Origin of the sequence: Streptomyces sp. NBC_00986, from assembly GCF_045162565.1 — a bacterium.
Classification (GTDB): Bacteria; Actinomycetota; Actinomycetes; order Streptomycetales; family Streptomycetaceae; genus Streptomyces.
Genome location: NZ_CP108733.1, coordinates 3,779,903 through 3,792,018 on the forward strand (window position 1 = coordinate 3,779,903; position 12,116 = coordinate 3,792,018).

Genomic DNA, 12,116 nt, shown 5'->3' on the forward strand with positions numbered 1-12,116 from the left:
CGAATCGGGCCCTCGGACCATGGCGGTTACCGACGGGTGCTACCCGATCGTATGTACCCGATCCACCGCGAAGCAGCCACCCTTCGCGCGTCCGTTCAGCCGATGTCGACGGAGTACGCCTTCGTGTCAAGGCGCCCCGAGCCCTTGAAGACCTCGGTGCCGGACTCGATGCCGGAGAGGTACTTGTCGTTGCTCAGCAGCTTGCGCCGGACGAGTGCCTGGGTGAAGTCGTCGATGTTCAGGGTCGCCTTGGTGGTGTTGGCGGTGCGCACGAAGGAGTACACGTTCCAGCCGATGTTGCCCCGGTAGATGTCCCACATCGCGCCGTCGAGGCTGACGCTGCCGTACTTGGTGCCGAGCGGGCCAGCGCCGCCCTGCCGGTCGAGCCAGATCATGATCTCGTCGGTGGGCTGGTCCGCCCAGTCGGCGGTGTTCTTGGAGTGCAGCCACAGGTCGTACGCGACGTCGAGCGTGCCCGGGTTCGAGCTGAGCGAGAAGTCCCAGGTCGTCTTCACCGGCTTGCGGTCACCGACCCGGACCGGCAGCCCGGTGGTCGCCTTGTCGACCTTCCAGCCCCAGTGCCAGCCGAGGACGGTGCTCGCGAACGTCTTCACGTCGGCGTCGGTGCCCTTGCCGCTGTTGGCCCAACTGAAGGACGTGCCCCACGAAATGGTGGACCCCGACTGGGAGTTGTCCCACACGCACTGGCTGCCGGTGGCCTTGTCGCGCCCCCACTGGTTGTTGTTCACGTAGTACTTGCCGAGCGTGACGGTGTCGTCGGCCGTGCACTTCTCGCTCGACTCACCCGCCTGGGCGACGGTGACACCGGCGAGCGCCGTGAGAGCCACCGCGGTGGCGACCAGCGTCTTCCGCTTCTTGGACAGGCGTGGTCTGCGGTGTTGCATCGGGGGTCCTTCCGGGGGACGGTTCGTCTACGACCTCTCAGTGGCCGCCGACCCGCCCGGAGGTTGCCTCCCCGGCGCGGAGAATCTCGCAGGGCCGGGGTTTCCCGAACAGTCGAGCCCGGTGTTTCGAGAAAGTGTCGAAGCGCTTCGACAACCTATGGACACCCACACCGCCTGAAGCTAATGTCGAACCACCCTCACCCGCCCTTGTCAGCAACGCGCACTGTCGAAGCGCTTCACAAAGCTTGGAGAGCTGGATGGTCACCCTCGCCGAGGTCGCCCAGCACGCCGGAGTCTCGGCGAGCACGGTGAGCTATGTCCTCAGCGGCAAGCGGTCCATCTCCGGAGCCACCCGGCAGCGGGTCGAGCAGAGCATCCGCGAGCTGGGCTACCACCCGAACGCGGGCGCCCGCGCCCTGGCCAGCAGCCGGTCGAACATCATCGCGCTGATGGTGCCGCTGCGCACCGACATGTACGTGCCGGTGATGATGGAGATCGCCATCGCCGTGGCGACCACCGCCCGCCTGCACGGCTACGACGTGCTGCTGCTCACCGGCGAGGAGGGTCCCGACGCGGTGCGCCGGGTCACCGGCAGCGGCCTCGCCGACGCGATGATCCTGATGGACGTCGAACTCGACGACGAGCGGCTGCCGTTGCTGCGCGGCACCGACCAGCCCTCCGTGCTCATCGGCCTCCCCGCCGACACCACCGGACTGACCTGCGTCGACCTCGACTTCGGCGCGACCGGCGCACTCTGCGTCGAACACCTCGCCAAACTCGGCCACCACGACATCGCTGTCATCGGCGAGGCCCCCGCGGTCTACGAACGGCACACCGGTTTCGCCGAGCGCACCCTCGACGGACTCCGGTCCCGGGCACGGGAGTTGGGCCTGCGCGTGCTGCACCGGCCGTGCGAGGGCGGGTACGACGCGATGACGACGACCCTGGCCCGGATCTTCGACGAACGCCCCGGCACCACGGGCTTCGTCGTGCAGAACGAGTCGGCGGTCGAGCCTTTGCTCGCCCTGCTGCGCCAGCAGGGCCGGGCCGTGCCGGAGGACGTGTCGGTGGTCGCGGTCTGCCCCGACCAGGTCGCCACCCAGGCCTCCGTGCGGCTGACGTCCGTCGCCATCCCCGCGCAGGAGATGGGCCGTTACGCCGTGGAACACCTGGTGGCCAAGCTGGACGGCCGCGGCAGCGACGAAGTCGTGCTGATCACCCCGGAGTTGACGATGCGGGCGAGTACGGGGCCGGCGCCCGCCGCGTCGTCCTGACCCTTTTCCGACCTCAGAGCTCCACCCTGTGCCGCCGCCAGGGCACCGCCATGTCCGCAACTCGCCTGTCCGCACTCCTCCGTCTGCTCTCCTCACAGGAGCCCTCTCGTGAATCAGCCTGCCGAAAACCAGATCAGTCAGGGCGCGGGTGCGGTCAGCCTCGCGCAGTCGTCGCCCACTGTCGGCACCTTCCGTGAGCGGGACGGCGCGCTGGAGTGGAGCGGCCGTCAGGAGACCCTGCGGATCGAACCGTGGGGGCCGGACGCGGTACGGGTCAGGGCCAGGCTCGGCGGCCCGCTGCTCGACGGGCTGCCCGGCGCGCTCCTGGACGAGGCACCGGCCACCGAGGCCACCGTCAAGATCGAGGACGGCCATGGGACCCTGAGTGTGGGCGAGTTGACCGTCGAGGTCGACGCCGAGGGCCTGATCCGCTTCCTGCGCACCGACGACTCCAGCGAACTCCTCGCCGAGGCCCGCGCCCACTTCTGGTGGCCCGGCTCGCGCCTCTACACGGCGGTCGGCAACGGCCACCACCGCCTGGAGCAGCGCTTCGCCGCGTACGAGGACGAGAAGCTGTACGGCCTCGGGCAGCACCAGCACGGCAAGCTGGACCAGAAGGGCCTGGTCCTCGACCTGGTCCAGCGCAACGCCGAGGTCGGCATCCCGGTGCTCGTCTCCAGCCGGGGCTACACCCTGCTGTGGAACAACCCGGCGATCGGCCGCGTGGAGCTGGCCGGCAACGGCACGCGCTGGGTGGCGGATTCGGCCCGCCAGATCGACTACTGGATCACCGCGGGCGACCCGGCCGACGGGCAGCGCCGCTACAGCGCGGTGACGGGCCGTACGCCGATGCTCCCCAAGTGGGCGGCGGGCTTCTGGCAGTGCAAGCTGCGCTACCGCACCCAGGCCGAACTCCTCGCCGTGGCAAGGGAGTACAAGCGCCGGGACCTCCCACTCTCCGCGATCGTCTGCGACTTCTTCCACTGGACGCACCTGGGCGACTGGAAGTTCGACCCGGCCGAGTGGCCCGACCCGGCGGCGATGGTCCGTGAACTGGACGAGTTGGGCGTGAAGTTGGTGGTGAGCGTCTGGCCCTCCGTCTCCCCCCTCAGCGAGAACCACTCCGTCCTGGAACAGCGCGGCTACCTCATCGGCACCCAGTACGGCCCGATGGCCCACGCCGACTGGCCGGACAAGGGGGTCGCGTCGACGGTCCAGGTGGCCTTCTACGACGCCACGAACCCCGAGGCCCGGGACTTCCTGTGGTCGAAGATCCGCGACAACTACCTTGTCCCGTACGGCATCACGGCCTTCTGGCTGGACGCGTGCGAGCCCGAGCTGAAGCCGGGCTTCCCGGAGAACCTGCGCTACTGGGCGGGCCCGGGCCTGGAGGTCGGCAACATCTACCCGGCCGAGAACTCCCGTACGTTCGCGGAGGGGTTGCGCGCCGAAGGCGTCGGTGACGACGAGGTCATCACCCTCAACCGCTCGGCGTGGGCGGGCAGTCAGCGCCACGGCGCCGCGCTCTGGTCGGGTGACATCGGCACCGACTTCCCGACCCTGCGCCGCCAGATAGCCGCGGGCCTCAACACCGCGCTCTCCGGCATCCCTTGGTGGAACACGGACATCGGCGGCTTCCACGGCGGCGACCCGGACGACCCGGCGTACCAGGAAGTCTTGGTCCGCTGGTTCCAGTTCGGCGCGCTGTCCCCGCTGATGCGTCTGCACGGCTTCCGCGACCCGGGCATGCCGCTGGGCCCCGACATGACCGGCGGCCCCAACGAGGTCTGGTCGTACGGCGATCGGGCCCTGCCGATCCTGGAGAAGTACCTGAGACTGCGCGAACGCCTGAAGCCGTACGTCCTCGACGTGATGCGCGCCGCGCACGAGGAGGGGCTGCCGGTGATGCGGCCGCTGTTCCTCGAATTCCCCGGGGACCCGGCGACCTGGTCGGTGGACGACGCGTACCTCTTCGGCCCGGACCTGCTGGTCGCCCCGGTGCTGACGGCGGGCGCCACGGTCCGCACGGCGTACCTCCCGGCGGGCGCGTGGTGGACGGACGCGTGGACGGGCGAGACGTACGAGGGCGGTACGGCGGTCACGGTCGACGCGCCGCTGGACCGGATCCCGCTGTTCCTGCGGGACGGGGCGACGTTGCCGGTGACGGAGTAGCGGAGTCCGGAGGGGAGTCGGGCCTCCCCTCCGGGCCGTGACGCTTCCGTTGCGCGGAACTGTGGCCTCCGTCACAGCCGTACCGATCTTGTTCTGCTGGACTCCTCCGATGGTGTTACGCAAGCTCGCCATCGTTGCGGGCCTCGCCGCGTTCGCCCTGTATCTCTGGGGTCTGTTGCACATCGTCGGCGCACTGCTGGAGGCGAAGGACGGTGGCACCGACTCGTCGCCGCTACGGCCCTGCCGTACGACCGGCTGGCAGTACGACAAGAAGGTCCAGAGCGTCACTGACTACTCGGTGGATTTCGTCCCGCTCCGGTTCGTCTGCGAGACGTCGGACGGCGGGAGTTACGTCGCGAACACCGTTCCCGGGTACGTAAATCCGGCGGTGTTCGGCCTCGTACTGGCCGCGTTGGGCTGCTGGGTCGCCGCGCTCCTCGTGGCGCCGCCCGGCCCTCGCGGAGTACGAGGACCGGGCGGCTGAGCTGGGCACCGAGGTGCCCGGGTGGGTCAACTACTGCTGACGCTCTCGCTGTTGGTGGTGAAGTTCAGGCCGCCGGACGAGGACGTGATCTCGAACCCGAACTGAAGGTCCCCGATGGTCACGTTGCCGAACCAGCCCTTGGTGTCCTTGATCCACTTCAGGATCGGCAGGACGTTGACGGTGCCGGAGCTGGAGTTCGAGGTGCGCACGAACGAGAACACGTCGTTGGCGCCGTTGTTGCCCTTGTAGACGGTCCAGGTGTGACCGCCCAGGGTGAGGGTGCCCTGCGAGGTGCCGAGCGGGCCGACGGCGCCGGTCTTGTTCATCCAGAGCATGATCTCGTAGTCGTAGTTGGTGTCCCAGATGTCGTAGGACGTGTTGTACGCGCCGGACGACGGGACCGTGACGTTGTAGCTGCTGGTGAGCGAACCCAGCGAGGTGATCGACTTGTTGATCACCTTCTTGGCGTTGGGGTAGGACTTGATGCCGCCGGTGTTGGGGTGGTTGGCGTTGACACCCCAGTTGGTACCGGAGTTGGCCCAGATGCACTGGCTGCCGGCGCCGGAGCCCCAGATGTCGTTGTAGAGCGTGTAGCCGTTCAGGGTCGTGGTGCCCCACTGGTCGCAGGAGCTCCAGACGGCGGCGGAGGCGGGGGCCGAGGCGAGCGCGACGGTGGCGCCGAGCGCGAGTGCGGGGGCGAGAACGGCCGTAAGTACGCGGCCTGGCTTGCGTGTTGCCATGGTGTCCCTTCCATGGGTGGGGGGAGGTGCGAGTGGCTACCGCGGCCCCAGGATGAGGACGCGGTCTTCTCCGGCGACGAGGTCGAGCGGCTCCGTGCCGGAGGAAGTCCGGAGTTCGACGCGGTGGGTACGGGACGGCCGGATCAGCGCCGTGGCGGAGTGGGGCGTCCAGCTCAGATCGACCTCCGCCCCGAACCTCGTGCGTACGCCGGTGAGTTGACCGTGCGGATACGCCGCAGGCAGCGCGGGCAGCAGGACCAGCCGGTCCGGGGTGGACTGCACGAGCGCCTCGACGAGCACACCGGGCAGGGTGTGCGCGGCGTCCGCGTTGTAGACGTCACGGTTCGGGTAGTGCGCGCTCATCAGCGAGGCATGGAAGAAGTCACCGTCGAGAACCTGCCCGAGAGCGTGCGCGACCCGCTCGCCGTCCCGGAGCCGGGCCGCGACGAGCGCGTGATGGAGGTGCCCGTGCGCGGAATCGTTCTCGGCGCCCCGGAGTTGGAGCGCGCGGTGAGCGGCGGCAGCAAGCTGAGGGGTGTCGTACGGGTTGATCTCGTCGAGCGGCCAGACACCGTAGAGATGACTGAGGTGGCGATGGTCGTAGGTGTCGTCGAGGCCCGGCCAGGCCCATTCGGCAAGCGCGTCTTGGGAGTTGACCCGGTGCGGCGGCAGCCGGTCGGCGAGAGCGAGCCACCGGAGGGCCTCCGGCGTACCCGGGTGGTAGGCGGCAGCCGTGTGGAGTGCGTGCCGGGCGGCGGAGAGGTCCATCGCCGCGTTGATCGCGCCCCAGCTGGCGTTGGCGTTCGCGGGACGGTTCTCGGGCGAGTAGGAGGGGACGACAACCACGTGGCCCTCGGGGGCGGTATCAGGCGCGGTGAGGAAGTCCTCGTAGAACAGGGCGACTTCGGCGAGTACGGCAGCGGTACGCGGATCACGTGCACCACGCGTCTCGTCGTGGTCGACGAGCGGCTTGAGCAGCCAGTCGGCGCCGGCGGTCCACAGGTGCAGCGGGTACTCACGGCTGAAGTGGTACGACAGCCCGGACTCCCCGTCGCTGTGCGCGGGCGCGACGACACCCCGGGCACCGAAGACGGCACGGGCGTTCTCCCGCCAGTCGTCGAGCTGACGATGGATCAAGGAGGCGAGGGCGTCGGTGACTTCGGGAAGGGCGGCGCTCGCGGCGGAGGCGGTCTGGAGGTTGAGGTTCGCGTCATTGGTGAACGCCCCCGACCAGGCCGTGTTCCAGTCGCCGGTCCACAGTCCGGTGAGCCGGGGCGGGAACAGTCCGCTGGAGGAGAGGAGGTGATACCGGCCGGCGGCGAAGAGCCGTTCGATGAGGGCGGTGCTGCGGGGCCGCTTCAGCAACTCGCTTCCGGGGAGAGCGCGTTCGGCGTCGTCGGCGTGGAGGTCGAGAGTGACGCGGGCGTAGGCGGTGCGGTGCAGGGCGAGGTGCCGGTCGAGGAACGAGTCGTAGGAGTGCGCCCCCTCGTCGACCAACTCCCTTAGAGCGCGGGTCTCTTCTACGACGTCCAGCTCGCCGGTGTGGCGTCGGACTCGGGTGAGGAGAAGGACCTCGGTGGCCCCGGCGATCCGAACTCCCGCCGAGGTGAGCCGTGTTGTACCGCCGGAGACCACGGCGAGGGTGACTCCGGTGTAAGCGCGGTCGCTGTCGGGATAGCGGACGCGGAGGGTGAGAACGGCACCGTCGGAGGTGAGGAGAGTGCCGTGACCGACGCCCAACCCTGTTGGCACACCCGGGAGTTGATGGTCCTGGGCGAGGTCGAGGGTGAGGTCGGGGGCGGTGATGTGCTGGACGATCACGTCGTCGGCACGGGAGACGAAGACGCGGCTGCACCAGTCCGCGTGAGTATCGGTGGCCTCACCAATGGCGGTGACCTCGCCGGTGGTGAAGTCGACGGTACGGCGATAGTCGCGACCGCCTGTCGCACCGGACTGCCTGCGCAGCCGCAGCTGCAAGGCCGGGTGGAAGGGCTGCACCCACTGGAGCGGGCGGCCGTCCGTGAATCCCTCGGCGGCGGCGAGGTCCCCGGCGAGCAACCGGGCCCGGAGCGCGGGGAGTTCGGCGGCGAGGTGTGGGGGCCGGGTGTGTTCGGCGCCGTTCGGGCGGACGAGGGTGTGGTGGGTGACGATGACACGGTCGTCGTTCGGATCACCGAACACGAGGACGCCGTGGTGACCGTTGCCGCTGAGGAAGGCGTCCTCCCAGCGGGTGGCGGGGAGAGGTTCCCAGGTGGCGTGTGCGGGGCCGGGGGCCGGAGGCGTGGCCGGTACGGGTTCGCTGATCATGGGCGCAACACTGCCGCACCGTAACGGCCGAGGGTGATCTCGCCCTCGGCGGTCGTGTCGGTGAGCAAGTCCCGGTGGGTGCCGGGGATATCGACGGTGACTGGTTCGCGGCCGTGGTTGAGCAGGAACAGCGACTCCCCACGCCGTACGGCCTCGACGCCCTGCGGAAGCCCGGCGAGCACCGGACGCGCCCCCGCGTCGGTGGCGACACGGGCGAGCAGGTCTCGCAACGCGTCCGGCTCGGGGAGCGTGGAGACGTACCAGGACCGGCCCCTGCGCAGTACCGCGGGCAGGCCGTCCAACTCCCCGCCTTTGTAGGGAATCACCTCGTCGACGCCGTCGTCCTCCGGCTCGATCTCCTCGGACCACAGCGTCCCGCGGAACCCCTCGCACTCCGCCGTCTCCCCCGCGTCCAGCGGCCACCACTCGTGCAGGGTGCGGATGCCGAACAGTCCGCGGAGACGGGCGTCCATGCCACCGGGGCGTACTCGATCGTCCTCGTCGGCTATGCCGGTGAGGAAGCCGGAGACGAGGGTGCCGCCGCCTCGGACGTACGCGAGGAGGTTGTCGATCGCGGTGTCCGTGAGGAGGTAGAGCTGCGGGACGACGACCAACTTGTAGGCGGACAGGTCGTGTTCGGGGTGGGCGAAGTCGGTGGTGAGGTGGGACTCCCAGAGGGCGCGGTGCCAGGCGCGGAGGACGTCCGGGTAGTCGACCTCGGTGGAGGGACGGCCGTCCTGCGCACCGGCCCACCAGGCGTTCCAGTCGTGCAGGATCGCGATGTCGACGGTGATGTGAGTGTCCGTCACCTCACTGCCGATCCGCGCGAGTTCGGCGCCGAGCTGCTTCACCTCCCGGAAGGTGCGGCCCCGCTCCCCCGCGTGACTGAGCATCCCGGAGTGGAACTTCTCGGCGCCCTGCCGGGATTGGCGCCACTGGAAGTAGCAGACGGCGTCCGCGCCCCGGGCCACGGCCTGTAGGGACCAGAGGCGGTTGAGGCCGCGTGGCTTCGGGTGGTTCACGCCGCGCCAGTTGACGGGTCCAGCGGCCTGTTCCATGAGCATCCAGGGCCCGTGTGCCTGCGAACGGGTCAAGTCCTGTACGAGTGCGGCACTTTGGGCGCCGAGCGGATCGCGCGGATCGGGATACAGGTCGACCGAGACGACGTCCTCCTGCTCGGACCAGCGCCAGCCGTCCTGCCCCACCCACAGCGGCATGAAGTTGGTGGTGACCGGGAGGTGCGGGGTGTGCCGACGGACGATGTCACGCTCGGCGGTGTAGCACTCCAGGAGCATGTCGGAGGTGAAGCGCCGGAAGTCGAGCACGTGGGTGGGGTTGTTGAGGTAGTGCGCGTGACGCGGGGGCAGGACGCCGTCCCAGGTGTCGTAGCCCTGGCTCCAGAAGGCCGTTCCCCAGGCCGAGTTGAGGGCGTCGAGCGTGTCGTACTTCGCGCGCAGCCAGCGGCGGAAGGCGACGGCGGCCTCGTCGCCGTAGTCGAAGGTGCAGTACTCGTTGTTGATGTGCCACATCGTGAGCGCGGGGTGGCCTGCGTAACGGGCGGCCAGGGCCTCGGTGATGGCGGCGGCGTGCTCGCGGTAGACGGCGCTGGAGTGCGAGAAGTGCTGCCGCCCGCCCCACCATTCGATACGGCCGTCGGCATCGCGGGGCAAGGTCTCCGGGTGCAGGCGCCCCAGCCACGGCGGCGGGGAGGAGGTGGGCGTGGCGAGGACGACGCCGATCCCATTCCCGTGCATCAGATCCATCAGCCGGTCGAGCCAGCCGAACTCCCGTGCTCCCGGCTCGGGTTCGATCCTGGCCCAGGAGAAGACACCGAGGGTGACGGAGTTGACGCCGGCGTCCTTCATCAGCCGGACGTCCTCGTGCCAGGTCTCCTCGGGCCACTGCTCGGGGTTGTAGTCACCGCCGAAGAGGATGCGCCCGCGCGTGGCATCGCTGAGCTGAGGCATCAGATCTGCTCCCCGTACTGGATGCCGCGCCCGTTGGTGGCGAGGTACACGCGGCCGTGGACGCGCGGGTCACCGACGATGGCCTGCCCGACCCAACCCCACTGGTGCTGGTCGTCGTTGATGCGCACCCAGGTCTTCGCCTCGTCGTCGGAGCGGTAGACGGCGGTGATGGTCTCGGTCGAGCCGACTTGATAGATGGCCGGGTATGCGGCGCCGGGGGCGGCCCTGCCGAAGCCGAGGGTGTAGGAGGCCCAGCAACTGGCGACCTTCGAGAAGCTGACGCCCCCGTCGAGGGACCGGTAGAGCCCGTTCCACTTGACGCTCAACCACAGGTCACCGGACCGCCCCGGCGCCGCGACCAGCTGGAACTGGCTGTCGCCGGCGGGCAGTCCACCCGCACGCTGTGCGAACGAACGGCCACTGTCAGTGCTGGCGTACAGCGTTCCTGTGTCGGTGTCGTATGCGTAGAAGAGCGTCGGGTCGGCCGGGTCGGCGACCGGCGTGGCGCCCTTCGGGAAGGAGGAGACCTCGGACCAGGTCGTGTCGTTGTCCGCCGAGCGGTGAGCCGGGTACTTCGTGCCGTCCCAGTGCACGAAGGACCACAGCAGCGTACCGCCGTCGGCGCTGGTGGCGATCGGCCCCGGTGAGTCCCCGGCGATGTCGGGCTGGGCAGCGAAGGGCGCCCAGCTCCGCCCGCCGTCGCGGGAGTACGCACCGTTGCCGCTGTCGCCGAAGCCCGTACGGACGACGTACGACGGCCTGCCCGCGGCCTGCGCGATCCCGGTCGCCGACCCGAACACGGGATTCGTCGCCATGCCGCGCGACGGAGACGCCGTGAGCCGCTCGTGGTACATCACGCCGATGTCCCGCGAGGCGCTGATCAGGTGCGCCTCCCCGACCGGGGGCGAGATCAGCTGGATCACGGACGCCTCCTCCAGCCCACGGATCTGCGGTGCCCAGTGGGTGAGGTCACGGGTGCCGTAGAGCGTGGCGCCGGTGCCGTACACGACGTGCTTCGAGTCGTACGGGTCGACGGCCACGGCCTGGATCCACCAGCCGAACTTCGGCTGATCCACACCCCACTTGAGGAAAGGAGTCTCGGACACGTCGAAGACAGCAACGTCCTTGAGGGACGTCCAGGTACGGCCGCCGTCGGTGGTCCGGTACAGGGTGTCGACGGCCGCCCAGCGGTTGTTGGTGGAGACGACGACGGTGCCGGCACGACGGGCGTCGACGGCGACTCCGCCATAACCGAAGCTGTCGACGGACCCGTCGGACGTGGTCCCGCCCGGCTTCACCGGCGTGACCTCGCTCCAAGTCCCGCTCGCGACGGCCAACTTGTGCACACTGCCGGTGGACTGACCGTTGGGCCCGGGCGCGTCGGCGTACGTCACGTACAACTCGCGGGCGCGTGCGTCGTAGGCGGCACGGATCGGGACCTTGGCGGAGGTGCCGGCGGGCTGCGCGGGAACGGCGGTCCAGTTGGTGCCGTCGGTGGTGCGGTAGAGGTTGACGGCGGTCGCGCTCCCGTCACCGTCACCCCACCCGGCGTAGACGGCACGCCCGACGGCGACGAGGAAGGTGACGCCCTGGCCGGAGGCGTTGCCGGTCGCCGGGAACCCGGTCACAGCTGCCCAAGTGGCGCCCCGGTCGGCCGACTTGAGCAGCCCGTCGTGCCGGGTACCGAGCCACAGGGTGTCACTGTCACGCGGATCGACGAGCAGCCTCTCCCCCGCACCACGCCCGTCCTCGTTGCCGCCGAGCTTCACGGCCAGGTCGCTGCGGGTCCAGGTCGCGCCCCGGTCCTCGGAGCGGAGGATCGCACCATTGCCGGCCCACGACTGGGCGTACGTACCGACTGCGAGGTACAGGCGGTCCGGGTGCGCGGGGTCGACGGCGAGCGCCTCCACACCGAGCAAGTTCCAGTCGTCCCAGCCGAGTTGATCGGTGAGGGGGGCCCAGCGGGCGGTCCGGTCGTCCCACCGGTAGGCACCGCCGATGTCGGTACGGGCGTAGGCGAGACCGCGGACGGAGGGGTGGAAAAGAACGCCGGTAACGAATCCGGTGCCGCCGATTGCGACGTTGCGCCAGCGATAGGAGGGGCGTTCCGCCGCATTCGCCTTCGCGGTGACACCCGGCACAGTGGAGAGCGCGGCGCCAGCCGCAACCCCGGCAAGAACGGCCCGGCGGCTCACTCGGGACGCAAGCATGCACATACCTCGCTGTATGAGATGGGGCAAGGAGAGATGTTTTAGGGGCGCGGGGAA

At 69.6% G+C, this 12,116-nt stretch carries 8 protein-coding genes; 3 read left to right on the forward strand and 5 right to left on the reverse strand.

Annotated features, from left to right (window positions below; genetic code table 11):
• Positions 1-95: 95 nt before the first annotated feature.
• Positions 96-905 (reverse strand): GH12 family glycosyl hydrolase domain-containing protein, encoded by an 810-nt coding sequence (locus tag OG504_RS16150; protein ID WP_405990464.1) that lies wholly within the window; start codon positions 903-905, stop codon positions 96-98.
• Positions 906-1,162: 257 nt separating this feature from the next.
• Between OG504_RS16150 and OG504_RS16155 the strand changes: the two genes are divergently transcribed.
• The 3 genes from OG504_RS16155 to OG504_RS16165 all read left to right on the forward strand — a co-directional run bounded on the left by OG504_RS16155 (position 1,163) and on the right by OG504_RS16165 (position 4,835).
• Positions 1,163-2,179 (forward strand): LacI family DNA-binding transcriptional regulator, encoded by a 1,017-nt coding sequence (locus tag OG504_RS16155; protein ID WP_033284930.1) that lies wholly within the window; start codon positions 1,163-1,165, stop codon positions 2,177-2,179.
• A gap of 108 nt (positions 2,180-2,287) precedes the next feature.
• Entirely contained in the window at positions 2,288-4,351 is a 2,064-nt protein-coding gene (locus OG504_RS16160; RefSeq protein ID WP_405990465.1) for a TIM-barrel domain-containing protein, read from the forward strand.
• Positions 4,352-4,460: 109 nt separating this feature from the next.
• Positions 4,461-4,835, forward strand: coding sequence for a hypothetical protein (locus OG504_RS16165; RefSeq protein WP_405990466.1), 375 nt, complete (start codon positions 4,461-4,463; stop codon positions 4,833-4,835).
• 26 nt (positions 4,836-4,861) lie between these two features.
• On the opposite strand, the gene OG504_RS16170 is transcribed toward OG504_RS16165, so the two are convergent.
• The 4 genes from OG504_RS16170 to OG504_RS16185 are packed head-to-tail and all read right to left on the reverse strand — an operon-like array spanning position 4,862 to position 12,059.
• The gene (locus OG504_RS16170) at positions 4,862-5,575 is read right to left on the reverse strand and encodes a glycoside hydrolase family 12 protein (protein WP_405990467.1); all 714 of its coding nucleotides are present in this window, start codon (positions 5,573-5,575) and stop codon (positions 4,862-4,864) included.
• 36 nt (positions 5,576-5,611) lie between these two features.
• Entirely contained in the window at positions 5,612-7,882 is a 2,271-nt protein-coding gene (locus OG504_RS16175; protein WP_405990468.1) for a glycosyl hydrolase family 95 catalytic domain-containing protein, read from the reverse strand.
• Positions 7,879-9,849 (reverse strand): beta-galactosidase, encoded by a 1,971-nt coding sequence (locus OG504_RS16180; protein ID WP_405990469.1) that lies wholly within the window; start codon positions 9,847-9,849, stop codon positions 7,879-7,881. The genes OG504_RS16175 and OG504_RS16180 overlap by 4 nt, the downstream gene beginning before the upstream one ends.
• Positions 9,849-12,059: a 1,4-beta-glucanase gene (locus OG504_RS16185; protein ID WP_405990470.1), complete on the reverse strand. Its 2,211-nt coding sequence runs from the start codon at positions 12,057-12,059 to the stop codon at positions 9,849-9,851. Before OG504_RS16185 ends, OG504_RS16180 begins: the two co-directional genes overlap by 1 nt.
• Between the last annotated feature and the right edge of the window lie 57 nt (positions 12,060-12,116).